The organism is Brumicola blandensis (assembly GCF_031846165.1).
Lineage (GTDB): Bacteria > Pseudomonadota > Gammaproteobacteria > Enterobacterales > Alteromonadaceae > Glaciecola > Glaciecola blandensis.
In genome coordinates this window covers 18,306-45,028 of the sequence record NZ_JAVRIE010000006.1, presented here as the reverse complement: position 1 = coordinate 45,028, position 26,723 = coordinate 18,306, and the positions used below count along the sequence as shown (strand labels likewise).

24 protein-coding genes are annotated in these 26,723 nt (G+C 42.8%); 6 read left to right on the top strand and 18 right to left on the bottom strand.

The annotated features are described in order from the left end of the window. Nucleotides 1–9 precede the first annotated feature (9 nt). From RM544_RS13850 to RM544_RS13825, 6 genes are all read right to left on the bottom strand, one after another. Nucleotides 10–1,509 (bottom strand): S10 family peptidase, encoded by a 1,500-nt coding sequence (locus RM544_RS13850; protein WP_311362400.1) that lies wholly within the window; start codon nucleotides 1,507–1,509, stop codon nucleotides 10–12. 137 nt (nucleotides 1,510–1,646) lie between these two features. Next, complete coding sequence (locus RM544_RS13845; protein WP_311362399.1) at nucleotides 1,647–1,823, bottom strand: DUF6435 family protein; 177 nt, start codon at nucleotides 1,821–1,823, stop codon at nucleotides 1,647–1,649. 183 nt (nucleotides 1,824–2,006) lie between these two features. Further along, complete coding sequence (gene accC / locus RM544_RS13840; protein WP_311362398.1) at nucleotides 2,007–3,353, bottom strand: acetyl-CoA carboxylase biotin carboxylase subunit; 1,347 nt, start codon at nucleotides 3,351–3,353, stop codon at nucleotides 2,007–2,009. A gap of 10 nt (nucleotides 3,354–3,363) precedes the next feature. Continuing rightward, nucleotides 3,364–3,819: an acetyl-CoA carboxylase biotin carboxyl carrier protein gene (gene accB, locus RM544_RS13835; protein WP_311362397.1), complete on the bottom strand. Its 456-nt coding sequence runs from the start codon at nucleotides 3,817–3,819 to the stop codon at nucleotides 3,364–3,366. Nucleotides 3,820–3,852: 33 nt separating this feature from the next. Next, nucleotides 3,853–4,305 (bottom strand): type II 3-dehydroquinate dehydratase, encoded by a 453-nt coding sequence (gene aroQ / locus RM544_RS13830; protein ID WP_311362396.1) that lies wholly within the window; start codon nucleotides 4,303–4,305, stop codon nucleotides 3,853–3,855. Nucleotides 4,306–4,515: 210 nt separating this feature from the next. Continuing rightward, nucleotides 4,516–5,358, bottom strand: a complete 843-nt coding sequence (locus tag RM544_RS13825) for a PAS domain-containing protein (RefSeq protein WP_311362395.1) — start codon at nucleotides 5,356–5,358, stop codon at nucleotides 4,516–4,518. A 361-nt stretch (nucleotides 5,359–5,719) separates the two neighbouring features. On the opposite strand from RM544_RS13825, the gene RM544_RS13820 reads away from it, so the two are divergent. After that, nucleotides 5,720–7,306: a GGDEF domain-containing response regulator gene (locus RM544_RS13820; protein ID WP_311362394.1), complete on the top strand. Its 1,587-nt coding sequence runs from the start codon at nucleotides 5,720–5,722 to the stop codon at nucleotides 7,304–7,306. Here the strand turns inward: RM544_RS13820 and RM544_RS13815 are convergent. The 11 genes from RM544_RS13815 to RM544_RS13765 form a co-directional block, all read right to left on the bottom strand. Next, on the bottom strand, nucleotides 7,301–8,353 hold the full coding sequence (locus RM544_RS13815; protein ID WP_311362393.1) for a protein-glutamate methylesterase/protein-glutamine glutaminase: 1,053 nt from the start codon (nucleotides 8,351–8,353) through the stop codon (nucleotides 7,301–7,303). The genes RM544_RS13820 and RM544_RS13815 overlap by 6 nt on opposite strands. Before the next feature lie 8 nt (nucleotides 8,354–8,361). Beyond that, entirely contained in the window at nucleotides 8,362–8,973 is a 612-nt protein-coding gene (gene cheD / locus RM544_RS13810) for a chemoreceptor glutamine deamidase CheD (RefSeq protein ID WP_311362392.1), read from the bottom strand. A 3-nt stretch (nucleotides 8,974–8,976) separates the two neighbouring features. Further along, nucleotides 8,977–9,795, bottom strand: coding sequence for a CheR family methyltransferase (locus tag RM544_RS13805; protein WP_311362391.1), 819 nt, complete (start codon nucleotides 9,793–9,795; stop codon nucleotides 8,977–8,979). Nucleotides 9,796–9,804: 9 nt separating this feature from the next. Further along, nucleotides 9,805–11,970: a methyl-accepting chemotaxis protein gene (locus RM544_RS13800; protein ID WP_432264490.1), complete on the bottom strand. Its 2,166-nt coding sequence runs from the start codon at nucleotides 11,968–11,970 to the stop codon at nucleotides 9,805–9,807. Nucleotides 11,971–12,967: 997 nt separating this feature from the next. Next, the gene (locus tag RM544_RS13795) at nucleotides 12,968–13,444 is read right to left on the bottom strand and encodes a chemotaxis protein CheW (protein WP_311362642.1); all 477 of its coding nucleotides are present in this window, start codon (nucleotides 13,442–13,444) and stop codon (nucleotides 12,968–12,970) included. A gap of 22 nt (nucleotides 13,445–13,466) precedes the next feature. Then, nucleotides 13,467–15,458, bottom strand: a complete 1,992-nt coding sequence (locus RM544_RS13790; RefSeq protein WP_311362390.1) for a chemotaxis protein CheA — start codon at nucleotides 15,456–15,458, stop codon at nucleotides 13,467–13,469. Between the two features lie 30 nt (nucleotides 15,459–15,488). Further along, nucleotides 15,489–15,854, bottom strand: coding sequence for a response regulator (locus tag RM544_RS13785; RefSeq protein ID WP_311362389.1), 366 nt, complete (start codon nucleotides 15,852–15,854; stop codon nucleotides 15,489–15,491). A gap of 3 nt (nucleotides 15,855–15,857) precedes the next feature. After that, nucleotides 15,858–17,522 carry a fused response regulator/phosphatase gene (locus tag RM544_RS13780; protein ID WP_311362388.1) on the bottom strand — a complete coding sequence of 555 codons (1,665 nt, stop codon included), beginning with the start codon at nucleotides 17,520–17,522 and terminating at the stop codon, nucleotides 15,858–15,860. Between the two features lie 11 nt (nucleotides 17,523–17,533). Further along, nucleotides 17,534–17,815: an STAS domain-containing protein gene (locus RM544_RS13775; RefSeq protein ID WP_311362387.1), complete on the bottom strand. Its 282-nt coding sequence runs from the start codon at nucleotides 17,813–17,815 to the stop codon at nucleotides 17,534–17,536. A 12-nt stretch (nucleotides 17,816–17,827) separates the two neighbouring features. Beyond that, complete coding sequence (locus tag RM544_RS13770; RefSeq protein ID WP_311362386.1) at nucleotides 17,828–19,015, bottom strand: methyl-accepting chemotaxis protein; 1,188 nt, start codon at nucleotides 19,013–19,015, stop codon at nucleotides 17,828–17,830. A 178-nt stretch (nucleotides 19,016–19,193) separates the two neighbouring features. Then, nucleotides 19,194–21,473 carry a protein-disulfide reductase DsbD gene (locus tag RM544_RS13765; RefSeq protein ID WP_311362385.1) on the bottom strand — a complete coding sequence of 760 codons (2,280 nt, stop codon included), beginning with the start codon at nucleotides 21,471–21,473 and terminating at the stop codon, nucleotides 19,194–19,196. A 364-nt stretch (nucleotides 21,474–21,837) separates the two neighbouring features. Here RM544_RS13765 and RM544_RS13760 point away from each other — a divergent pair, with 364 nt between their 5' ends. The 4 genes from RM544_RS13760 (at nucleotide 21,838) to RM544_RS13745 (ending at nucleotide 25,327) form a co-directional block, all read left to right on the top strand. Then, the gene (locus RM544_RS13760) at nucleotides 21,838–22,374 is read left to right on the top strand and encodes an FxsA family protein (protein WP_311362384.1); all 537 of its coding nucleotides are present in this window, start codon (nucleotides 21,838–21,840) and stop codon (nucleotides 22,372–22,374) included. A gap of 165 nt (nucleotides 22,375–22,539) precedes the next feature. Further along, nucleotides 22,540–22,830: a co-chaperone GroES gene (locus RM544_RS13755; RefSeq protein ID WP_311362641.1), complete on the top strand. Its 291-nt coding sequence runs from the start codon at nucleotides 22,540–22,542 to the stop codon at nucleotides 22,828–22,830. A gap of 86 nt (nucleotides 22,831–22,916) precedes the next feature. Next, entirely contained in the window at nucleotides 22,917–24,563 is a 1,647-nt protein-coding gene (groL, locus tag RM544_RS13750; protein ID WP_311362383.1) for a chaperonin GroEL, read from the top strand. 149 nt (nucleotides 24,564–24,712) lie between these two features. Then, nucleotides 24,713–25,327 (top strand): class I SAM-dependent methyltransferase, encoded by a 615-nt coding sequence (locus RM544_RS13745; RefSeq protein ID WP_311362382.1) that lies wholly within the window; start codon nucleotides 24,713–24,715, stop codon nucleotides 25,325–25,327. A 75-nt stretch (nucleotides 25,328–25,402) separates the two neighbouring features. Here the strand turns inward: RM544_RS13745 and RM544_RS13740 are convergent, their stop codons facing one another. Further along, the gene (locus tag RM544_RS13740; protein WP_311362381.1) at nucleotides 25,403–25,996 is read right to left on the bottom strand and encodes an acyloxyacyl hydrolase; all 594 of its coding nucleotides are present in this window, start codon (nucleotides 25,994–25,996) and stop codon (nucleotides 25,403–25,405) included. 489 nt (nucleotides 25,997–26,485) lie between these two features. Between RM544_RS13740 and RM544_RS13735 the strand changes: the two genes are divergently transcribed. Beyond that, the gene (locus tag RM544_RS13735) at nucleotides 26,486–26,629 is read left to right on the top strand and encodes an entericidin A/B family lipoprotein (RefSeq protein ID WP_311362380.1); all 144 of its coding nucleotides are present in this window, start codon (nucleotides 26,486–26,488) and stop codon (nucleotides 26,627–26,629) included. Nucleotides 26,630–26,723: the final 94 nt, after the last annotated feature.

Here is a 26,723-nt window from a genome sequence, read left to right as displayed (position 1 = left end):
TTTAGTTACTCAGTTTTTGCCTTGTTCTACAAATTCTCGCATGTCATCCGCTAGCTGCTTCAGCGAAGGATGGTGAATATACATCATATGACCCGCTTGGTAATACTTCATTGTAACTTTTTCTTTCATTATTCCATGATGATTCATCGAATGCTCGGTCGCAAAGAAGGGCGTGGCGAGATCATAGTAACCATTTGCTACAAAGATTCGGAAATCTTTATTTTGATGCTGTGCAGTGGCTAAGTATGGCGTTACATTCAAGAAACCCTGTTGACGAGGGCTACCACCATATAGCCAATTCCAATTTCCAAATACTTCGCTGCTCAAAATGTTGTAGGGTTCTAAACGTTTTACTTTCAGGTCTTTGGCAAGATAGTTTTGCATTACTGCAGTATATGCGCCATCGATAGCGTAACCTGAGGGGTCAGCGTCAAAGCGAGCCTCCACGTTATTTCGCTCTGTGCCTAAATAGCGGCTATCTAAGCGGCCAACGACTTGTCCTCTATCACGTAAAAGCTCTTTCATGAAGTAAAATTCGTTAATCCTCAAATTAGTATTTTTGAGATAGGTGCGACTCAAGCCAGTATATTTATGTAGCTGTTCCAACACTAAGTTGTTTTCCGCTTCTGTGGCTAAGGCACCTTTGAAGAGGAATGTGGTGTATTGATTAAGGGCAAAATCTCTCACTTCATCCAAGAAGGCTTCCAACGAAGGCCAGCTATCTTTGTTAGGTAGTGCGTCGTGATACCAAGCAGTTGCTGCGTATGTTGGTAAGAAGGTCATGTAAGGAATGTCATTACCGTCGGTGAAGTCACCAGTTTGAAAGTCGACAATAGAAGAAATCAAAAACACGCCATTCAAGTCAATGGATCCCCAACCTTCTTGCAACTCTGCCACCATTGCTCCCGCGCGCGTTGTACCATAGCTCTCACCCGCTAAGTACTTTGGGCTATTCCAGCGTTCATGCTGTGTAATGAAGTATCGGACGAATTCCGACATTACAACGGCGTCTTCTTTGACTCCCCAGAAGTCTTTACCCTCATATTCTCCCAAGGCTTTTGAATAGCCAGTGCCTACCGGGTCAATAAACACCATATCAGCAACATCCAACAAGCTATGGGGATTACTTTTCATTGAAAAGGACGCGGCACTGACTGCTTGAGCATCGCTTGGCAAATTGACTAATTTGGGACCAAATACACCCATATGTAACCACACGCTTGAACTACCAGGACCGCCGTTGAATACAAAAATTAGAGGTCGATTTTCGCTATTTTTTGTATTGGTTTTGAAATAGGCTGTGCTAAATATAGAGGCTTTCGGCTTGCCTTCCTTGTCAACTAAAAGTGTATCGCCGGCATGCACATTGTAACTAACACTGTGGCCGTTAAACTTGCCTTTGTGTGAGGTGATACTCATCTGTGGGTCATTGCTGGTCGGGGTTTCCGCAAAAAGACTCGTGCTGGTAAAAGTGAACACAATAGCAATGATTATAGGTAAACGTTTCATATTGGCTTCCTAGCGGTTTGCTTGAATGTAGAACAAAAGTTAATGAATAAATATGATTACTGAGCAGACATAAGTCAAAGACTTTATTGATCGTCAGTTTTTTAGCCAGAGGGTTAGTGGAGTCGAGTTGTACTCTATTATTTTTCTTTGCCTTCTATTTCTTGGATTTCCGCCCAGATTTTTTCAGCTTCAGCGGTCAACATTGAATAGGTTTTGATGTCACCTTTGCGTTGGGCATGCATTGCCTGTTCAAGTTTCATGTCGTAGGTTTTACGCAGTTTTTTGCTCGGGTTAGATTTGAATAGGCCAAACATAAGTTATCCTAGAATTTGATAAAAACATACATACGCAAACTTTGCCTTTTAAGCGCACTTTTTTCTATGCACGTTTCTACAAACATTTCTACACACATTCCTACAAACAACAGCGTCGAGTCAAAAAACAAAAATGCCCCGAAAAGGGGCATTTTTGAGTGCTAATCAAAAGCGACTGACTGATTATTTACTCAAACCGAGTTTTTTCTCTAAGTAATGGATATTTGTTCCACCGTTAAAGAAATTTTCATCCGCCATTATCAGTTGCTGTAGAGGAACGTTCGTTTTTATCCCTTCAACCACTAACTCGCTCAGCGCATGTCTCATTCTAGCAATCGCTTCATCACGGCTTTCGCCATAAGTAATCAGTTTACCAATCATTGAATCATAATAGGGAGGCACGGTGTAGCCAGAATAAATATGAGATTCCCAGCGAACACCTAAACCGCCTGGTGCATGGAACATATTGATCTTCCCTGCACAGGGTATAAAGGTTTGAGGATCCTCAGCATTAATACGACACTCAATGGCATGACCACGGATTTGAATCTGCGACTGCTCAATTGATAAGGGCTGACCTGCAGCAATACGCAATTGCTCTTTGATTAAGTCTACACCTGTGATCATTTCTGACACTGGATGCTCAACTTGAATACGAGTATTCATTTCGATGAAATAGAACTCGCCATTTTCGTATAAAAACTCAAATGTGCCAGCACCACGGTAGTTAATTTCGATACATGCTCTACGACAACGTTCTCCAATTTTCTCGCGCATTTGCTGAGAAATTCCCGGAGCTGGCGCTTCCTCAACTACTTTCTGGTGACGACGTTGCATTGAGCAATCGCGTTCACCTAAATGAATTGCGTTACCTTGACCATCGGCTAGGACTTGAATTTCAACATGGCGAGGATTCTCTAAGAACTTTTCCATGTATACAACGTCGTTATTAAACGCTGCGCCAGCTTCTGCTTTGGTTGTGCGAACCGCTTCATCCAGCTCTGCTTCGCTGCGTACCACTCGCATACCGCGACCGCCACCACCGCCAGCTGCCTTTACGATCATCGGATAACCAATTCGCTTGGCAATTGCCTTATTCTTTTCTAAGTCGTCGCCTAATGGGCCGTCTGAGCCCGGTACACAAGGAACACCGGCTTTTCTCATGGCGGCGATAGCGGATACTTTATCGCCCATTAAGTTGATTGTTTCCGCTGTAGGGCCGATGAAAACGAAACCACTTTTCTCAACTGCTTCTGCAAATTCCGCGCTCTCAGCTAAGAACCCGTATCCAGGGTGAATCGCAATTGAATTCGTCACCTCTGCTGCTGCAATAATACGCGGAATATTGAGGTAGCTTTCATTTGCTGGTGCATTACCAATACAAATAGACTCGTCGGCCAATAATACGTGTTTTAAGTTTTTGTCTGCTGTTGAATGCACAGCGACTGTTTTTATGCCTAGCTCTTTGCATGCGCGTAAGATCCGCAGTGCAATTTCGCCTCGGTTGGCAATAAGTACTTTATCAAGCATGGTAGCCGCCTTATTCGATCACGAACATCGGTTGGTCAAACTCTACAGGTTCTTGGTTATCTACCAAGATTTCTTTGATGACACCGGCTTTGTCAGCTTCAATCTGATTCATCATTTTCATTGCTTCAACAATACATAGGGTATCGCCTACTTTGACGCTTTGACCAATTTCAACAAAAGCTTTCGCTTCTGGTGATGAAGAGCGGTAGAAAGTTCCTACCATTGGCGACTTAACGACATGCCCACTTGGCGCTGCAGCAACTTCAGCTACAGGAGCAGCGGCCGGTGCAGGTGCTGCTGCCGGTGCTGGAGCTGGCGCTTGCATCATCTGCGGTGCATATTGAATGTTGGCGCTGGATCCACCACGATGAATTCTTACCGACTCTTCACCTTCAGTGATTTCTAGTTCAGCGATGCCTGATTCTTCAACAAGCTCAATGAGTTTTTTAATTTTTCTAATGTCCATGATTTGTCTCTTTTTAATTTGTTGTGTATTAAATTAATTATTTTTTGTCGTGTATTTCGAAACTAAAGCGTCAACAGCAAAACGGTAGCCCAAATGGCCAAGCCCGACAATCACACCATCGGCGATATCCGAGATGTAGGAATGCTGACGAAAAGACTCTCTTGCATGCACGTTCGATAAATGCACTTCAATGATAGGTAAGTTAAGCGCTAATAAAGCATCTCTGATGGCGACACTGGTATGTGTGAAGGCCGCTGGGTTGATGATAATGCCGTGAATGGGCAAAGAATCGATGAGCACATTTTGAATCTTCTCGATCAACTCGTGTTCAGCATTCGATTGAAAGTGAGTTAATTCAACATCCACACTCTCAGCGTAGCGACGAAGGTCACTGATGACATTCTCTAGCGTCATGGAGCCATAAACTTCCGGCTCGCGTTTACCCAACAAGTTTAGGTTGGGTCCATTTAAAACTAATATATTCATTAAAATGCTTATAATTTCGGTGAACTAGCTCTCATTTTGCCATTAAACTGCATTTTTTGCTAAAAATGCTGAACGTCGGCCTAAAATAGCCGTCGGGTTCACACAATATTTACTTTATAGGGGGAATATACACAGATCGCCGCAAAGATTCAGCAAATTACTGGTCTAATCAGCGAAGTTATGAGGTCTAGGTCCGGTGAAATTATATTATTAATTGGGAGCTTGGGAGAAAAAAGCAACGACATGAGGGTCGGCTTGGTTTAGATCCGGTATTTCTGATAGGTAAATACCGACACTTTCGTTGCTACCATCAAGCAATTTAATTTGAGCTGGGAATTTTATCTCGCCTTGAACAATTGCACTCATTACCGCTTCTATAGGTAATATTGCATTGAGATCTTGCTGCTTAGCATTCGTTTTATCGACATCGATGATCTTAAGGCATAAATCATTGCACTCAATATGCATGCTTTTTAAATTAACGATAAAACCAGGTCTTGTGGAATGAAGGAATGCACTAACAATTGTATTGTAAGTTTCTTTGCGAAGTTCAGAGCGGTGAATATCTCTGAACAAACCAATGAAGTGTTTTGCTTTTCCGTGCTCGTCTCTTTTAGTAATGCGTCCCCGCATTGAGACCCAACGATAAGCGCCCCTAGATTTAGACATCCTCAGCGCTTTATATTTGAAATATTCACTTTCCTGATTTTCGTGTGCGGCCCAAGTGTCAAGAAAGCCTTGCTGGTAGTCTGGGTGCAGTTCGCGAATAGTTTCTTTTAGTGAACCTCGCTCCTGAATTTTCACTTCATCTTCAGTGATTGCCGTATATAAACGAAACAATTTTTCCCGCGCATTCCACTCCCATACAGCCTCGTTTCCCGCCCAGAGAGAAAGACGTAAACGTTCAGTTGATACATTCAGGCGCTCATTCAACTCGTAAACTTCCATCGCTTTTTGACGAAGTAAGTCTTCAGCGTTCTTTCTCGCACTTCTTTCTCGTTCGAGGGCACGCTCAAGTGATTGAATTTGGGAGTTGAGTATTTTTTCAGGCACGTATACGCTCATCGTATGTGCGAGGACTAGATTGAGGAGAACTGCAAAAATTAAACATGGTCACCTTTCGATACTGATATAACTGCCCATGCATCCTTGCATATTATTTTATCGACCCTTCGCGAATATACTAAAAGGACATTTGCGGATAAGACCGAGAACGAAACCGTTTTATTTCATTTAACATTAGTATAACGTATGCTTATCGGATTTATTGTCAACTTTAGTATAAAAGATAATCAATACTAGTGACCGACTCAATAATTAAAGTAGTATGTATAAGCTAACACAGTTATACAGCGTCTGTAGGAGATGAAAGATCACACTTCCCGCCCAGTTTGATGCCAAGTTCAAAACGAAAATGAAAATTCTGATTTCGTTGTGGGCAGAGGCAAGGAAACAAAAAAGCTTAGCTCTGTTAGAGCCCTTTCGCTATAACGTGAACGCGCTGGCGCAATCGGTAGCGACGTTTACTTTGTTTACGCTACAACAAATACTTTCTGACATTAATGGTGCTTGTGAAAGTGCCCTTATTAAAAAGATCGATATGAAAGAGCTCATTGTCATGGTAGACGCATTGATGAATGAGTTGATTGCAAATTCAAACCAAGATCCTAATCCACTCCTTATTGAAAATGATAAGCCTTTCGATATGTTGGAGTCAAAAGACAATACTAAAACAGCGGGTAAGCAAGCTCGTAAGCCTTACATTGTTATAGTGGATGATGAAAAATCGTCGGGTATGGCCGTCGCGGCCTTAATTGGAGAGTTTAATTTCCAAGTTGATTATTTTGATAGTATCAAAGCATTTAACAAGGCTGCTGAAACTAAACAACCCGATTTGGTTTTACTCGACATCATGATGCCTGAAACCTCGAGTGAGCAAGTATTCGATTATGCATCGAAATTAACTCAACGAGGTGTGAAGGTAGTTTCATATTCGTCTCTATTCAGCTTAGAAATGAGACTTGCTGCGGTTAGAGCAGGAGTGCTCGATTTTATTGTTAAGCCAATGTCGATATTGGGTATTATCGAAAAAATAAATCGCGTACTACATTTACAGAAAACGCGCGCCTACAGAGTCATCTTTGTTGATGACCAAGAATCAATGGGGGAGTTTTATCAAACTCTCTTAGAAGAAGCTGATTGCGAGGTTTACTACTCGTCGTCGGTTGAGGATATGTTTAACAAAGTCGACGACTTTTACCCTGACCTGTTCTTGCTAGATATGAACATGCCAGATGTGAATGGCTTAGAAGTCGCCAAAATTATTCGTCAGCAAAAACTCTTTGATTTCACCCCCATCGTCTTTTTAACCGCCGATGAACAGCTTGAAACCAAGCTGGCAGCGTTAAATTGTGGCGCCGATGATGTGATTTCAAAAAGTACGCCGCCAATGCTTGTGGTGAAGCAATTGATCACTCGCTTGGGTCGTGCACTTGCAGTCAAAGACTTTGTTTCAAAAGATGCGCTAACCGGTGTACTCAATCACGGCCAAATTATGGAAGCAGCATTAAATAGCTACCGTTTAAGCCGCCGTCAAGAATCAGATGCGTCGATTGCGATGTTAGATATCGACCACTTCAAACTGGTGAACGATACTTTTGGCCACTCTGCAGGAGACAAAGTCTTAAGTGGTTTGGGGCAACTCTTGGGCCGTTCATTACGAACGACTGACTACATTGGAAGATATGGTGGTGAGGAATTCTTACTCGTGTTTGTCGGTGCAACACCAAGCGACGCTCTGGTGAAGTTAAATCAGATCCGATTAGCGTTTTCCGAGATGGACTTTGAGGCCAAAGGGCGAAGGTTTAAATGTACATTTAGTGCAGGTATCGTTGATTTAGCGGGCAACAGTAGCTTGCCTCACGCTATCAATGAAGCTGATCAAGCGCTTTATGCCTCTAAAGAAGGTGGGAGAAACCAAGTAAAGATTTTCTCGTCATAAGCGTGTGCCGCCCCCTTTCTTTTCAACTGCTTTGCTTAGCGCTTTGCTCATTTTATCTAGTGGGAAAACGTGCTCAGTGCCACCAAGTTCAACCGCCGCTTTAGGCATACCATAAACGACGCAGCTCGCTTCGTCTTGCGCCATCGTTAATGCGCCAGCTTCACGCAAAGCGACTAAACCTTTCGCGCCATCTTTACCCATACCCGTAAGCACGGTAGCAACAGCGTTCTTTCCTACTGTTTTCGCAAGTGATGCGAACATAACATCAACCGAAGGTTTGTGGCCACAAACGAGTGGACCGTCATCTAGTTTAATTCTGTAATCGGCACCATGGCGGGCTAAGGTTAAATGTTTATCGCCAGGTGCAATATAGACATTACCTGGCAATATGCGTTCGCCGTCCTCTGCCTCTTTCACACTGATAGCGCATAGTGAGTTTAAACGCTGTGCGAAAGACTTCGTGAAAGTGGGGGGCATATGTTGGGTTACTATGGTGGCAGGAAACGCAGGAGACAATTGTTGTAGTACTTCCCTGATCGCTTCTGTACCACCTGTAGATGCGCCGATAGCCACCACTGTTTCAGTACCTTGATAGCTTATCGGAATGCTGACACTTGTTTTTGAAATGTTCGACCGAGTTCTTGGCGTAGATTTTGCCGCAATCCTAATTTTATCGACAATTTCTTGTTGATAATTATTTAGGCCTCGTGCTACGTCTATCTTTGGCTTTGCTATAAAATCAATTGCACCTAATTCTAACGATTTAATTGTCGCATCAGCCCCTTTTTCGGTTAAAGTCGAAATCATTAATACTGGCGTTGGACGAGCCTTCATCAGTCGATCTAAGAAAGTAAGACCGTCGACTTTAGGCATTTCAATGTCCAAAGTAATCACATCAGGTTTCAGGTCCATCACCATGTCTTTGGCCATAAAGGCATCAGGAGCAGCACCTACCAATTGCATGCCGGGCGCCTGATGAATAATTTCACCCAACAGGCTTCTAATGAGCGCTGAGTCGTCAACAACCAATACTTTTATATCCGTCATGTTATGTCCTAGAATAAATCAACATCACCACCTTTGGTGGTGGTTTGTTTAATTTTAACTTTGTATTCGCTTTCACGGTCGATAATAGTGGTGTTGTGCATCGATTTCAGTTTTCGCACTTTGACCTCACCCGTTTCGGGGAACAAATAGAGTTTGCGTGGGAATTCACCTAATAAGTCGGTGGCAGTAATACGAATTTTTTCTGCCTGCAAATACTCTTTTACAAATAATGAGTTCTTTTCACCTACACGATTGGCTGCAGAAAAGCCTCTAAGTACATTAGCACCACCAAAAATTTTAGCTTCTAGGCGATTTCTCTGTGCTCCTAGTTTGAGCATATGGTTGATCAAAATTTCCATCGCATACACGCCATATCGTGCGGACTCAGAAACAAAATTATCTTCATCAACATTGGCTGGTAGCAAAAAGTGATTCATTCCAGCAATACGAGTAATGGGATCGCGAATACAAGCGGATACGCAGCTGCCCAATACCGTCACAATCATTGTTTTCTCGCTAGTGGCGAAATATTCACCGGGCAGTATTTTTACCGCATCAGTATTGAAGTTCCGATCAAAATAACGGTTTGGAGCGATGTGTTCGTTATCAAAGATGTTCATGTTTTAGCCCCGCTTCGGCTTATAGATAGTTTTACCTAAGGGTGTAAGCAGTTGGCTAACATGTGCAAAATTTTCAGAGTGACCAGCAATATATAAGCTGTCTTGTGCCATATGTTTGATTATTTTCTGGAGAATCGTTAACTGCGTAGGTTTATCGAAGTAAATCATGACGTTTCGACAAAATACGATATCTATATTTTTAGGGATTGAATAACTATCGTCCATCAAGTTGAGCTTTTGAAAATGCACCATATTGCGAAGTTCAGATACAACACGCACTTTGCCGTCCTGGTTACCTCTTCCTCGATGAAAATATCGTTTCTTCATTTCGGTACTCAAGTCTCTAACCTGATCGATTCGATACACACCTTGTTTCGCAGTATGTAGAACTTTGCTATCGATGTCTGATGCAATAATTTCGACAGGACAGTTAAACCGGCCGAAAGCATTTACAGCACTCATCGCGATAGAGTATGGCTCTTCGCCAGTTGAGCTAGCTGCACACCAAATTTTGGTGGACTTGGGGTGTTTTTTCAAGTGTGCTTCTAATGCTTCGAAATGATGATTCTCACGAAAAAAAGAAGTCAGGTTAGTCGTTAATGCATTAACGAATTCCTCTTGTTCTTGATGATGATTATCAAGGTAGTTCAGGTACTGAAGAAATGAAGCTTGCCTTAAGGCTCTAATGCGACGTGCAAGACGGCTATAAACCATACTATCTTTGCTATCGGCTAAGTTAATGCCAGTAAGCTTCTTGAGTTTAGTGCGCACCGCCTCAAAATCGGCGGTACTAAAAGCAAACTCTTTTTTTTCAGCCGTCATAGCCATTGCTTAGAAGCTTTCCCACTCATCATCATCTGATTGTGTTGGAATCACTTTGCGACTTGCTTCTCTTGATTCAGAAGTACTCATCACAGATGGTAATTCTTCAAACTGGCGAGACAAAGGGTCCGCCGTCGACGGACTTTTCATCTCTCTTGGTGCTTCAGCTATACTACTGCGATGACCAATCGCGCTACTTGAACTACGATCCTCTTGATCTAGGCGGAATGTACCTACTCGCTCAGTTAATTCACCTGCCTGCGCCCGCATACTTTCTGCTGCTGCTGCAGATTCTTCAACAAGTGCGGCGTTCTGTTGCGTCATTTCATCCATTTGTGTGACCGCTTTGCTCACTTCGTCAATGCCACTCGCTTGTTCGGCGGAAGCTGCTGCGATTTCGCTCATGATGTCATTCACGCGTTGGATGGAAACCACAATTTCTTTCATGGTGTCACCAGATTGATTAACTAAACTGTTACCGGTTTCCACTTTCGAAACAGAGTCAGAAATTAAATCTTTGATGTCCTTTGCTGCGTTCGCTGAGCGTTGTGCTAGGGTTCTTACTTCAGAGGCTACTACTGCGAATCCGCGACCTTGTTCTCCGGCTCTAGCGGCTTCAACGGCCGCGTTTAAGGCAAGAATATTAGTTTGGAAAGCAATGCCATCAATCACACCAATGATGTCAGAGATTTTTCTAGATGATTCATTGATAGAGGCCATTGTTTGGACGACTTCTTGAATCAAATCACCCCCGCTACCCGCAACTTGTGCTGCCTGTGAAGCTAAACCATTTGCCTGGTTAGCATTTTCAGCATTCAGTCGCACGGTACTGGTAATTTCTTCCATACTTGACGCTGTTTCTTCTAGGCTAGAAGCTTGTTGTTCAGTTCGAGTCGACAGGTCTGAGTTGCCCTGTGCGATTTCAGACGAGGCATTATTGATAGTATCAGATGCTTCTCGAATTTTACTGATCACATCTGCAAGGTTAGCGCTGGTGGTGTTGCTATAATTTTTCAGGTCGTTGAATGTGCCTTCGTATTCAGACGTAATACGTTTGGTTAAGTCACCTTCTGAGATAGCTAACAAGACATTGCTCACTTCATTCAAACCAGCCTCAGTCGTTTTGACCAACTGATTTAGGCCTTTCGACATGTTTAAGAAGAAACCGTCTTTGTCTTCTTCGTTTATACGTTTGGTAAAGTCACCGCGCACACTGGCTTCAACCATCTCTGCTATTTCTACTTCAGAGTTGACTTCTTTCGTTCTGTCTAACCATTCGACTACTGTGCCAAGGCGTTCGTTGTCCTTCGATACAATTGGGTTGGCAGTGAGGCGGAAGTGGCGACGCCCAACAGTAATTTCTGACACAAATGCTTCAGTTATCTTCTCTAGAACTGCTTTCTGGTGAGATGGATCTTTATGGAAACGATCTATGCTGTTGCCGAGAATATCGTTAGTATCGAAGTGAGGCATGACTTTACGCAAGTCTGACTCAGCCTCTTTTAGCATTGCTAATTGAGAACGATTCATGTAGATAATATCGCGGTTTGCATCGGCGATCATGATATTCGTTGAAGATGAATCTAGTGCCTCGAGTACACGGGCTACGCGGCGCTCCTCTTCATAGATTTCTGTCATATCTACCCATTCAACCGAATTACCTAAATCATTGCCTTCTTCATCTCGAATGGGATTGATATCAAGCATAAATGACTTACCGCCAAGATCTAAGCGAGCCTTGTGTGTGCCCGTCAGTTGGTCAAGTACGGCATGTTGATGTTTAGGATTGTGGTGGAAGCTATCAATACGCGTACCGATTAAGGTGGCAGCATTGAACTGTGGAAGCGTTTTACGGATTTCCGCTTCACTGTCTTCCATTAGTTTTTTCACGGAGTCATTCATGTAGACAATTTCACGGTCTGCATTCGACATCATGAAACACATGGAGCTTTTGTCAAGCGCCTGCTTGACTTTACTCGCTTCTATTGCGATTAAGGCAGCTTCTTTTAATTGTTCATTTAAAGACGAAAGCTCGTGTTCTAAAATACCCATTTCATCTTTGCGATCAACGTTGAATGTTAAGTCGTAGTCACCGGTAGAAATTTTCTTGAAAGAATGTATTAACTTGCTAGCGGAGGAGTTAACTGAGCGAATAATGATAAATCCGATCAGCATACTGATGAGGAAAAGAATACCGATAGTGAGAAGCGTTGTTCTGCGCTCTGCTGCCGTATTTTCTACGCGCTCTTCAATGATGGTGCGTAGCAGACTAATACTAGTGTTGTGTAGCTTATATAACTGGTTGATTGTTGCTGTATATTCATCGAAGAATCGACCAGATGAGTAAGTCAAGGTGCCGCCGACCAAGACTTCACGTTCAGTTAACGCGACTAAACTGTCTACTTCACTTTTGATCGATGCGCTGGTTTGTCTAAGACTATTCAATCTGTCGTCTGCATCTGAAGCTGAAAGCATGTTGTAGTCAAAGTCTCTCGATGGCGAATCTATGGAATTGACAAAGCCTCTGATAACCCCAATTTCGGCATCTGTAATAGTGCCACTTGCCAATACGCCAGAAGCTGAGCCTCTGACTTTACCCAAAGCATTCGCTAGGCGTGGCAGATTTTCAAAATTCGCTATGATGACGTGGTAACTGGCGGCAGAAGGATCATAACTTAATAAGAAAAACTTCAGTATGTTTGAAATGACACCGTCACTATCAGATAACAGTGCTGAGTGCTCGGCAAAAGACTGACTTTTATTGTACTGTCTCGAATTCACTTTAGATTGCACTGTTTCCCAAGCACTTTCGAGATTGTCTAGTTCCCGAATAACCGTGCTGTCCGCCCCAGCTTCTTTCAGGTCATTTCGTATTTGCGTGATTTGTCTATCTATTTCATTTGCTTTGGTGTTTAGGTTGCTTGAGACCGACTCATCGCCACCAAATAATCGAGCAGACATTCCACGGTGCTCAGCTAAGAGTTTTTTCAACATGACAACTTCTGAAGCTGGTGTTATGCCCAATAGCTCTGTTTCATCCGAGGCTTGACCATCGAGTGAAAGTTGCGTGTAGTAATAAGTCGGTATTGCTAAGCCGACAAGCGCAAGCAGAGCAATAATTGACATTTTGATTGGCAGTTTGATGTTATCAAACACATTAAAGATTTTCATATCACTCATGCTCCGCTTTTTGGCCTGGATCAAATAGGCCAAGTTCATCACTTGAAATTAATTTTTGGATGTTAACCAGAATAATCATTTGTTCGCTGATTGTGGTCAATCCGTGCAAATATGCACTGTCGAAGGCAACGCCAAACTCAGGCGGAGGCCTTATATCGTCATCTTCCACTTTGATAACATCACTTACTTCATCGACTACAATGCCAACGACTCTATCGCCAATCATTAACATGATCACAATAGTAAATTCGTCATAGGTGGCTTCACCGACTTGGAACTTAATTCGTAAATCGATAATGGGTACTATGTCGCCACGAAGGTTTAACACACCTTTAATATAATCTGGTGCGTTAGCAATTTTGGTTACTGCTTCGTAACCGCGAATTTCTTTTACCGTCATAATGTCCAAGGCATAGTTTTCGTCACCTAATACAAAGGTAAGAAACTCCTGCTGAGAACCTGAAGACATTTGTAGGTCGTTGGCTTTTTGATTAGCTGACAACGGACACCTCCGATTGATGTGGAATAGTGACAACAGATGCAATGGACTCTATATCTAAGATGAGGGCAACACCGCCATCTCCCATAATGGTTGCGCCTGCGACACCTGCTACACGTTTATAATGTTGTTCTAAACTCTTAATAACGACTTGTTGTTGACCCTCTAGGGCATCTACTAATAAACCGAAGCGCTTACGCGCGGTTTCGACAAGTACAACAATTGCCGTAGTGGGATCTGGGTTTGCACCGTCAATTTGCATCAACTCATGCAGGGGCACCAAAGGCCAATATTCTTCGCGGACCCATAACAAGCGATCGTTCCCGATAGTCTTGATTTGCTCAGCTGTTGGTTGCATCGACTCGATGATATTCGTGAGTGGAATAACGAAGGTTTGGTCAGTGACAGACACACACATGCCATCAACAATAGCCAATGTGAGTGGTAAACGAATTCTGAATACGGATCCTTCACCTGCCGTTGATTCAATTTCTACAGCACCGCCAATTGATTCAATGTTCCGTCTGACAACATCCATACCGACGCCGCGTCCGGATACATCGGTGACAGCTTCAGCAGTAGAAAAACCGGGTTCAAATATCAGTTGCCATACTTTGCTATCAGGCATATCTGGGGAAACGTCTAAGCCGTTGGTGATCGCCTTGTCCAGAATACGTTCTCTATTGAGGCCCGCGCCATCATCAGTGATCGTGATAATAATGCTGCCACCGCGTTGTTCGGCATTTAACACAACAGTGCCTTTTCTAGGTTTGCCCGCAGCTTCCCTCACATCGGGCATTTCAACGCCATGGTCAACACTGTTTCTGATCAAATGGGTAAGGGGATCGACCAGTTTCTCGATCATGCCTTTATCGATTTCGGTAGCACCGCCTTCGATAATTAATTCTAAATCTTTTCCTAGCTTGTCAGCTAAGTCACGAACAACTCTTGGGAAGCGGTTAAATGCAAAAGACATGGGAAGCATGCGCATGGACATAACGGCTTCTTGAATTTCACGAATATTTCGCGATAACTCTCCAATCGCACCTTCGAGTTTTTCTTCCACTTCACCATGCACGTCGCGACCAACTATCTTGATCATTGATTGTGTAATGACTAACTCACCAACTAGGTTCACCAGCGAATCAATTTTCATGGTATCGACACGAATTGACGATGACTCTTTTGTTTCGGTTTTTTTACTTGGGCGTTTATCTGCGGCTCTTTTTGTCGTTGGTTTGCTGGCTGTCGCCTTATCTGGTTTATCATTTGAATCTGAAGCTTCGGGAGTATTCTTTGCGACAGTTGGCTGATTAGTGTCGGGCGTTTCAATGTTTGGTGTGTCTTCCGATTGAACTAAAGGTTCATCATCAAAAAAGCCAAAACCATCATCATCTGTGGTATCAGCTGGACCTTTCGCGGCGTTGGATGCATCTTCTTCCGCATAAATACCGTAGCCTTTTTCTTCGATTTGAGCGGTATTTTCTTCAGAGGGTAGAGGTTCAAAAAAGCCAAAATCATCATCATCATCTTGCACAGGAACATCGAAGAATCCAAAACCATCGTCCTCTTCCGTTGTGCTTTCAGGGGCATTTTCGCTCTTGAGCAGTGCTTCTAATTCAACTGTCCCTTTCTCAATTGCACCCCAATCAATGTCATCTTCATTTTGATAACACTCAAGGATATTTTTGAGCGTATCAACAGTGATAAGAAGCTGATCAACAATAGGCTTAGTAATGACGAGTTCGTTTTTTCTAGCAAGATCGAGAATGTTTTCCATCACGTGGGTTAAGCCGGTTAAGGCATCGAAACCAAAAACACCACTCCCACCCTTAATAGAATGAGCTGCACGGAATATACTATTGAGATCTTCAGGATCAGGCTCATCTAGTGACAGTTCCATCAATAGATGTTCCATCTCTTCTAAATGCTCTTGACTCTCTTCAAAGAAAACGCCAAAAAATTGGCTCATGTCTACAGACATTGAGGTCGCCTTTTTTTCTTAAGTGATTGCTTAAGGTAGAACTTTCGCCGCGACGCTCAATAATTTTTGAGGGTCAAACGGTTTTACCATCCATCCGGTGGCCCCAGCAGCGCGACCCTGCGCTTTCATACTATCGCTAGCCTCAGTAGTGAGAACGACAATAGGTGTTGTACGATAGGTTGCCATGCTTCTTAAAGACTTAATAAGCGTTAGGCCATCCATTCGCGGCATGTTCTGATCGGTTATGACGAAGTCGTATTGCATACGCTTGCATAAGTCGAGTGCAGCTTGCCCATCTTCGGCTGTTGTCACTTGGTATTTAGCTGACTTCAATGTCACCTGTACCATTTGACGGATTGATGGTGAATCATCTACTACCAAAATATGTTTACTCATTGGTTAATAGTCTCTCTTCAAGTTAACTTTAGTTTTATTACCGGGTGCAATAACTTCAACGTTTGTGCACAATTTATTGATTAATTCCAATCCTCTGCCGGACAGCGCATCTTCGTCGACATCTTTATCTTTGTTCATATCAAATCCGTTGCCAGAATCTGTGATATCGAATTCGATTTCGCCAGTATCCGGTGTGAAAGCAAGTTTCATGCTAAGTTTTTCTTTTTCGTCAATATTGGCTAATCTTTCTTCTTTCATCTCGATATATTCGGCAAACCCAGCAAAGTCATTTTTGAGTTTTGAATCGAGATCCAGAATGCCGTGATCTAAGCCATTACTGATAAGTTCTGCAAAAACAGTGAATGCTTTTTGTCGCAAGTCACCCACCATGTCGACATTGCGCATTAAACTGTCGAGACAACCTACGATGTCGGCGCTGGCGATCAATCCGCCTTCAATTTCGATGGAAGCGGTTATTTTTCCTGCAGTAGCGGCCACCATTTTTTTCTTATCGTCGTATAAGTGTTTATCCATTAACGCTTCGACTTGTAAGTCGCACATAGATAAATCGTCTACTAGCTCACCTAAGTCATTAAAGACCGTAAATTCATTTACTACCCGACTGACCAGGGGCTCTTTCGAATCATAACGAGTCAGAATGTCGATTAAACGGTCCATGCCGAAAAGGTCACCTAGCGGGTTAGGCTGTTCAATCAAACCGTCACTGAAGAAAAATAAGTTTCTGATAGCGCCTGTATGGATGGTGACTATTGCAGGATCAAAATCTTCAGGATCAAGAATACCCAATGCCATCGAAGTGGACGGATAAAACTCTAACTCTTTATTAGTTTTTAACGCCAAGACGTCAGGCATGCCGCCGTTGAATAATTGTAAATGTTGTCTATGAAAATTAATTTCAACACCAATCAGGGCAACAAACTTGTCATCAGGTAGCTCCACTGCAAGCTTTTTATTTGCCTCGTGTACAATATGTGCAAGTGACAAACCTTTTCGAATCATTGCACGAATCGTTGCCACAAGCGGCAATATGCTGATTGCCGCGGCCAGACCATGCCCCGTTGCATCAGCTAAGATAACGAAGCGGTTGCCGTTTGGTGCGGTATCACAAATAAAGACATCGCCATTAAATGAGCTAGAGGATTGAATATAAGTATCAATACACTCCGATTCACTGACGAGTGATGCTGCAACATGCTCATAAACATATCTTGCTAAACTTTCTTCTTGCTCTTGTTGGTTTAGTAATTTTTCGAGGCGAGCGGTTTTTTGAATGACCTCTTCTTCTTTGTCATAAAGGCCGCGACATCGATTAATTTTATGCCAGAGTAAATCGACACTTATTGGCTTGATCAAAAAGTCGTCAGCGCCTTTGTCAAACGCTTCAGACATGACAATTTGATTGTCTTCGGCGGTGATAATCATTACCGGAAGTTTGTACGGCAGCTCCTTAATAAACGGAACGAAATTGATACCGTCGCCATCTGGAAGGTGGTTGTCGAGCAAAATAAAATCGAAGGCGGAAATCAGAAGCTGATCTTTGCCTGCTTGCAAGTGATCAGCAACAATTGTTTTGCACCCTTTCTCTTCCAAAAACACCTGCAATATTTCAGCAAATAAGGGGTCGTCCTCGATAATGAGTATGCGCATGCGTGGGCTTCTTACGAAATTTCAAATAAACGGTCAAAATTGGCTATCTGTAAAATTTCTTTGGCGTTATCTTTGGCACCACGAATTCTCACAGATATATTTTGGCTTTTGGCTTTCTTTTGAAATAGCACCATCATACCCAAGGCTGAACTATCCAAATAACCTACACGACTGAAATCTAAAGCAATTCGCGTGACGCTTTTATCTTCAAGTATTTGTTGGTACTGCTCTGTGAACTCTTTGTGATAACCAAAATCAAAACGTTCAGGAATTTGCAATGCTTTTTCACTCATGTGTGCCTCTCATTAAAATAAGTCGATGTCGCCGGCGTCCATGCTGGTGGCTGAAACGGGGTTGTGATTGTTCATCTTCCGCGCTTTCATTTCTTCTAAATACTCGTGTATTTCTTCTGTCACTGTGTCGATATTATCCAATGATAAAGATTCTATGTGTTCGCGGATAAAGGCCAGTGAACGCCTAGTAAATTCTAAGTTTTGTCCATTAATATCGCCAAACTGAAGCCCTCTAATTGCAGTTCCTAAAGAGTCTTCAAGCTGTCTGGCTGTTTCCTCTAGGCCACTAGTGACTTCTGAATCAGATTCCGCTTTCCTGATAATACTGGTGAGTGCATCGTTAATTTCTTTCTTAGCGTCTATCACGTAGCTCACATCGTAAGAAGCCAGCTCGCCAACTTCTGATGTCAATGATTCAATTTGTTGGGTCATGTTTTTTAGCCGGGCTTGAATAGCGTCACTGAATTCTGAAGAGCGATTAGACAAAGAGCGAACTTCGTCGGCTACTACAGCGAATCCTCGGCCATGCTCACCGGCGCGAGCGGCTTCTATTGCTGCATTCAATGCTAATAGGTTGGTCTGGTCAGCAATACTATCGATATCTTTGAGTGCTTTCATGACTTGGGGAACGCTTTCGTATATTTGCGTCACCCTTTCTAAAAGTTCCATTGAGGAGGCCGACATCTCTACTGTGGATTGAATGAACTTGTCCAGTGTTACCGCAGTGTTGTCAGCAAATGAACGCATACGTTCGCTGTACATCTCGGTGCTTCCATCATCGGTAGCTAATTCGTCCACATCTGCCTGAATGAGTTTCTGAATGGTATTCGTCTGCACTTCAACCAAATCTTGTAAAGTAGTAAAACTGGTACTTAAGGTGGTTACAGCATCATCTTGAGTACTGTATATGTCACTTAAGTTCTTTTCACACTCAGACAATGTTGGCACAAACTCGTGCTTTAGCGACTCCAAATGACCAAAGGATTGATTCAGTTTGTTCGAAGCGCTTGCTTCTGCGTCATTTGTGTCATTCGCGGCATCTGAGCCCAAATTGGCTCCCTGCGAGAAAAGAAAGATCGCGATTAGCCCTACGCTATTGAGTAAAATACCTATATACGCAAGGTCAAAAGAAACAAAAAGAACTGAGGCTGCAACTATCGGCACGATCAGTGAGATAGTTTTTAAAGACAGGCTACTCATGGTTTTCCAACTATTATTTTCATACAAAATAAACCTAAAATCACATGGGATCAACGACAAATATAGGGCGGATTTCGCCAATAATTTGACACGTATGCCGCGAGTCATATGGCTCGCGGAAGTGGTGTTTATTTATTGTTCACTGGTCTTTAGGTTATCGTGCAGAAACAGAAAACATTTAGCCTTGATTCAGTGAATTTTCAACATGTTGTGCAAATGGTTCGGCTTTCATGAACCCGGTTACACGAGACCGAGGCAGTTCATACCCATTTTTGTCAAAGAAAAGTATGGTTGGTAATCCGGTAATATCAAAATACTCTTGAAATTCTAGTCCTTCAGGGGTGTTATCGGTTAGATCGATTTGCATCCATACGGTGTTTTCAAGGGCTTTAATAACCTCAGGCTCAGGAAAAGTGCGTGCTTCAAACTCTTTACAAGCGACGCACCAGTCTGCGTATAAGTCGACCATCACTGATTTGCCTTCGGCGCTGGCGGCAGCTACTTTTCCAAACAAATCTTCTAAGTTCTTAACCACCACAAACTCAGGGTGGCCTTTTTCGTTCAGCTTTGAGCCACCATCCGTGCCTGAGGCGGTGCTTGCGGAGACACTGTTGAAAGCAAGCGAATGCCAACCGAGTTTGGCTGTTGTACTTAAACCAAACACAATCGACGAAACGAGTCCAATCATGATGATTAGCGTTCTTATGCCTTTCAAGAAGGTAGTTTGTGTATCTTGGTTAACCACAAACCAATATGTAAATGCGGCCAAACCAAGGGCAACCCATAACAACATAGTCCAATCGGCAATAATGAAGCGTTCAACAAACAAGATTGCCACGCTTAGCATCATGAAGCCGAAGCTAACTTTGACTACATTCATCCACTGGCCCGCTTTTGGTAGTAGCTTACCGCCGCTCATACCAAATAATATAAGAGGAATACCCATACCTAAACTTAAGGCATAGAGGGCTGTGAAACCAAGAACGAGATCACCACTTTGGGCAATGACTAACAGTATGGCTGTGAGAGGGGCGGTAGTGCATGGCGAGGCAACTAGGCCTGATATAACACCCATGATAAACACACCGACAGGGTTGCCTGCTTTCTGACTATTGCTCACACCGTTAAGCTTTTCCTGCCACTTTGATGGCAACTGAATTTCATAACCACCAAACATCGCTATCGCTAGCGCCACAAACAGAATAATGAATACGATTAATACTACGGGTGACTGCAATGCTGCTTGAAATTGGACACCTGCTGATGCTACGACTAAGCCTAATAATGAGTACGTAATAGCCATGCCTTGCACGTAAACAAACGACAAGAAAAAGGCGCGAGATGTGGTGAGCTTATTTTTGCCAGCCCCAACAATAATACTGGATAAGATCGGATACATGGGAAATACGCAAGGTGTGAAGGCCAAGCCCAAACCAAGTAGTACAAATAAGCCCAGCGTAATGAGCAAGCTTTCATTCGATAAAAGGCGATCGGCAAGCTCAAACTGTTCTGATTGCGGTGCATTGCTATTGCTAGCTCCACTTGAAGCGTTGTTCGTTTCGCCACTGTCGTTTCCATAAGCATTTAAATAAATGACTTTGGTCGTCGGTGGGTAGCACAAGCCCGCAGTGGCACAACCTTGATAGCGAAGCTTGAAGACGGCGTCTTGTTCAGCACTATTAATTGAATACTCGACGGTCATGTCGTCAAAGAAAACTTCCGACACACCGAAAAATTCGTCTTCAATTTCCGTCGACTCTGGATAGATTGGTTCTGCGATATCCGCATTTTTGACCACAGTCTTAAATTGTTTTTTGTACAGGTAGTAGCCTTCAGCGATATCCCAATGAACAAGCAATTTGCCATCGACCTGCTCATATTCGAAACCAAAGGCCTCCTCAACTTTCAAAAAAGTAGCTTGCTCTTCAAATAAGGCCTGTAATGGATCTGCTTTCGTTTGTGCAACTTCGCTATTTCCGCTCGCTACTGCGGTAAGAAAAATCTCATTTGATTTAGGTGGATAGCATAATCCAGCCTCTGCGCAGCCTTGGTAGCGAATGTTAACGACGGCATCATTTTCAGCTAGGGTAATGGGATAAACCACTTCCATGTCTTGCTTAAACACCTCAGACAAGCCAAAGTATTCATCTTCAATTTCTACAGAAGGAGGAAAGACGGGTTGTCCAAGCACTGCACCTTCAGTATCGATATTGAATTGTTTTTTATATAAATAGTAGCCATCAGCAATGTCCCATTTCACGACCAACTCATTTCCGCGTTGCTCGAAGTCCATTTTAAAAGCCTGTTCGACTTTCAAAAACGTAGGGGTATCTTGGAATAATGATTGAGGCGAGGCATCAATTTGTGCGTTACACGCCTGTGGATACAGCATTACCGCTGTCATTGCGACAAGTATCCACGACCTTAGTGACATTTTAAATTGCTGAAAAAACTTCATATTTGGCTTAAACCTTTTATCCAATTGTGTGCAAGTATGTATTGTTATGGGTGTTGCATGCAACAAGACCCGCCGTAACCGCGTCTTCTTTCGCATACGTTTCACAAAAAAGGGGGTCAGAGTTAATTTCCACATTTCTCTTTCAAACTTAAGCAGCCCTTTACCAATAGAAACACGCTTTTCGGCGTCCTGCCCGCTCTCAAACGGCATCCTTGCCGTTTGAAGGTTTCTATTGGTAAAGAGCTGCTCAAACTAGGAGAAATGTGGAAATTAACTCTGACCCCTTTTTTTTGCGTCGAGTATCCCAACATCCTTAGATATACGTTAAAAATATTAACGCAGACTTAAATTGAGTGGAGAAAGCATGTTCGGACGATTATTTATATTATTTGCAGTGCTCCCCATTCTGGAAATTATGCTGCTTATCAATGTTAGCGACAATATTGGGGGATGGAATACCTTCGCTTTGGTACTGATCACGGCATTTTTGGGCGCCTACTTTGTGCGCCGAGAGGGCACCGCAACCTTGCAAGACGTGCAAGTCAAAATGGCTCAAGGGCAGATGCCGGGTAAAGAGTTAAGTGAAGGCTTGTTATTACTCGTCGCTGGTGTACTGCTCGTAACGCCAGGTTTTATTACCGATATTCTGGGGCTTCTTTTCACTCTCCCTTTTACTCGCGCACCCATTGCGGCTGCAATCGTGAAATCGTTTATGCAATCAGGAAAAGTTCAGGGACAATTCTCGTTTCATCAACAAGGCTTCCAATCGCAAGGCCGCTCTCCGTTTGAGCACGCGAATAAAGATGACGACGTTATTGATGGAGAGTATGAAGATAAAACCCAAGGTGAGCCGTCAACAAGCGATTCTCGGAACAATGAAGACAATCAAAAAATCGTCTGAATTAGGTTTTTTTTTTGAAAAGACCTTGAGTTCTTTAAGCTTAACCCCACTTAATTCGCAACTCACAGTTCGAGGGCTTGAAAATCAAGCACTAAAAACGCATTCGGGTGCGCCTGAATGTTTAACTTAACACTACCAATATTGGAATTTTCAGGAGATTTGAAAATGGCAATTCGTCCTTTACATGACCGCGTAATCATCAAACGCGAAGAACAAGAAAGCAAATCAGCTGGCGGGATCGTACTGACTGGCTCTGCTGCTGAAAAATCAACTCGCGGTAAAGTTATCGCTGTCGGCAATGGTCGCGTTTTAGAAAACGGCGACGTAAAAGCCTTAGACGTAAAAGTAGGCGACCTAGTAATTTTCAGTGAAGGCTACGGCGTGAAAACTGAAAAGCTAGAAGGTGAAGAAGTGCTTATCCTAAGTGAAAGCGACATCTTGGCAATTGTTGAGTAAGACTCAGTAAACAAAATACAGTGATTTAGGTCGGTTGTTTTTAGCAAACAACCAAACCATAGAAACAAATATAGAGGAAGATAATTATGTCAGCGAAAGAAGTACGTTTTGGTATTGATGCTCGCAACAAAATGCTTAACGGCGTAAATGTTTTAGCTAATGCAGTAAAAGTAACGTTAGGGCCAAAAGGTCGTAATGTTGTTTTGGATAAGTCATTTGGTTCTCCAACCATTACTAAAGATGGTGTTTCAGTTGCTAAAGAAATCGAATTAGAAGATAAATTCGAGAATATGGGCGCTCAAATGGTGAAAGAAGTTGCTTCTAAAGCCAATGATGAAGCCGGTGACGGAACAACTACTGCAACCGTTCTAGCACAAGCTATCGTAACTGAAGGCTTGAAATCAGTTGCTGCGGGTATGAACCCAATGGATCTTAAGCGCGGTATCGACAAAGCGGTTATTGCAGCGGTTGAAGAACTTAAAGCGCTATCCACTGAGTGTGCTGACTCTAAAGCGATAGCCCAAGTTGGTACTATCTCTGCTAACTCTGACGAAGTTGTCGGTCAAATCATTGCTGAAGCAATGGACAAAGTGGGTAAAGAGGGTGTTATTACTGTTGAAGAAGGTCAGGCTCTGCAAAATGAGTTGGACGTTGTTGAAGGTATGCAGTTCGACCGTGGTTACCTTTCTCCGTACTTCATCAATAACCAGGAAAGCGGTTTAGTTGAACTTGAAGCGCCATTCATCTTGTTAGTTGATAAAAAAATCAGCAGCATTCGTGAGTTGTTACCAACACTAGAAGCTGTCGCAAAAGCTAACAAACCTTTGCTTATCATCGCTGAAGACCTAGAAGGCGAAGCATTAGCCACTTTAGTTGTGAACAACATGCGCGGCATTGTGAAAGTAGCAGCGGTTAAAGCACCTGGTTTCGGTGACCGTCGTAAAGCAATGCTTCAAGATATCGCTACACTAACTGGCGGTACGGTCATTTCCGAAGAGATTGGTCTTGAGCTTGAAAAAGTTCAACTTGAAGATTTAGGCACAGCAAAACGCGTTGTTATCACTAAAGACAATACGACTATTGTAGATGGTGCTGGCGAGCAAGACGGTATCGAAGGTCGTTGTAATCAAATTCGTGCACAAATTGAAGAATCAACTTCTGACTACGACAAAGAAAAGCTACAAGAGCGTTTAGCTAAGCTTTCAGGTGGTGTTGCGGTAATTAAAGTTGGCGCAGCAACTGAAGTTGAAATGAAAGAGAAGAAAGCTCGTGTTGAAGATGCATTGCATGCAACACGCGCAGCCGTTGAAGAAGGTGTTGTCCCTGGTGGTGGTGTTGCATTGGTGCGAGCTGCAGCAAAACTAGCTGAACTGACTGGCGACAACGAAGACCAAACGCTAGGTATTAAACTAGCACTTCGTGCAATGGAAGCGCCTTTACGTCAAATCGCTTCTAACGCCGGTGCAGAAGCATCAGTTGTGACCAACGCTGTTAAGAACGGTTCAGGAAACTACGGATACAACGCTGGTAACGATACTTACGGCGATATGTTGGAGATGGGTATCCTAGATCCAACTAAAGTAACTCGTTCAGCACTTCAATTTGCAGCCTCTATCGCTAGCTTAATGATTACAACTGAAGCGATGGTTGCTGAGCTACCTAAAGAAGATGCACCTGCAATGCCTGATATGGGCGGCATGGGCGGAATGGGTGGTATGGGCGGCATGATGTAATCAATTTGATTGCATTCAGCTTGTAGCAAACGCTTTCGCAATGTTGCAATATGTAAATGATAAAAGCCCGCAGAACGCAAAATTCTGCGGGCTTTTTTGTGAATTAATCTATGCTTTATGAATGAACTGGGAAAACAACAAGAGGCACTATGAAACAAATGTGGAATGAGCGCTATGCCGCTGAAGAGTATGCATACGGTGAAGCGCCAAACGCGTTTCTTAAGCAGTTTTTAGACACTTATCAGCCTCGCGGCAATATCCTACTGCCTGCCGAAGGTGAAGGAAGAAACGCTGTTTATGCAGCTAAAATCGGCTTGAGTGTGTTTGCATTTGATATCAGCGAAGAGGGTAAGAAAAAGGCGCTAGCGCTTGCTCAACGCGAAAAAGTAAGTATAGATTATCAAGTATTAGATATGAGTGATATTGCATTGAAAGATAGCGAGTACGATGCAGTCGCGCTTGTTTTTGCACATTTTCCTTCTAGTCATCTTCACGAATACCATCGCAAAATTGCGAAAACAGTAAAGCCCGGCGGCTTCATTTGTTTAGAAGCTTTTGCGTTAGGTCATGAGGAGTTCCAGCGTTCAAACCCAAAGGCTGGTGGTCCAAAAGATACCGATATGCTTTTTACAACAGAGTTAATAAAGCGTGATTTCCCCGAATTCACCCAATTATTGTTAGAAGAGTGCGAAGTGAAGCTGCTTGAAGGTAAGTTTCACGATGGTAAAAGCAAGGTCTTAAGATTCATAGGTAAAAAGATGTAACGAAGACCGATATGACTTTGAGACGCATTACAGACTGCTATGTCTGTAATGCCGGTGAGGATATAAAGTGCATAGCTAGAACGAATGCAGATAGGCCAAGGTGATAAAATCTAGCCCAGGGTTTTTTGTATTGAATCCACCATTAGAATAATGAATGTAGCGTAACGCAACTTGCGCTGTTTCCTCTTCGTTTATACTCATGACCAACCCAATTCTATCCTCGAATTGATAATAACTTCCGATATTAACCCCACCAAACTTTTCTTCATGAACATATGCTACGCCAATACCAAATTCGACTGCCAGTGGGTAGCGCTCTGAGAAGCTAGGAATACTTTTCAGGAATACTGGTGATAAAGATAGGCCATAGGTCGCTTCGTTCTTTGCGCTGCCATGTATATCAAAAAGATTAAGACTCGCTTCCCACTCAAGGTTTGTTTCTCCAATTAAGGGGAGATCAAAAGTATGCTTAATGTCTGGACGATATGCGATGCGCATTCCATGCATGTCCGAAGTCCCCGTCATATACTCTATTGACGCTTTTTGGGTATTTGTATTTTGCTGCTCTGCAATTGCAAGTGATGAACTGAATGCGATGATTAAAGCTGAAACTGAAAGTACGGTGTTTCGAAGATGTTGACCGATGAATGTTTTACCCTTGGTTTGCATGTAGATCCCTAATATTTATGTATACGTTTTGTGCCTGCCATCAAATGCTCTGTCCAAAGTTCGAACACATCAACCTTGATGATCAGACGACTCGTTTATTACTACTTATTTAATTGATGACTCAAGTACTTGATCACTCATGTACTTGATATCTGATGTATCAGCAATACTTAAGCCAATAATTGGAATAATCCGTGGACCATAAGCTATTTCTAAAAGTTCAATATAATCAATTGCTTATGGTTTTTTGGGCGTGATGGAATGAGCGCAATAATCAAACACTGCATTTTACTCGGTAAAAATGAGACGAACTTACCTGTTACCGTGTATAAATTACAAATTACTTTGCCCTCCTGAAGTAAAAAGCAATATAAAACAGAAGGTTAAATCTTGGTATCTTTCTGGCATTACGCTTACTAAAGTTTGAAGCGCAGTGGAAAGTCACTGCACAAACCCAGTTTATTAATCGCAAAATAAAAGGACCATAAAATGAATAAGACAATGAAAACATTAGGCATCGTCAGTAGCGTATTATTGCTTCTACTATCTGCAGGCTGCGCAACTATAGAAGGTGCAGGTAAAGACATTGAAGCTGCAGGTGAAGCAGTTCAAGACGCCGCTGACAACGAGTAGTTTGCAATAGTTCTATTGGGTCTCGTGGGAACGTGAAAACTTTGGTTCTCAGTTCTTGCGAGCTTGATTTTTCGGCATTTACCTACGCTCCACT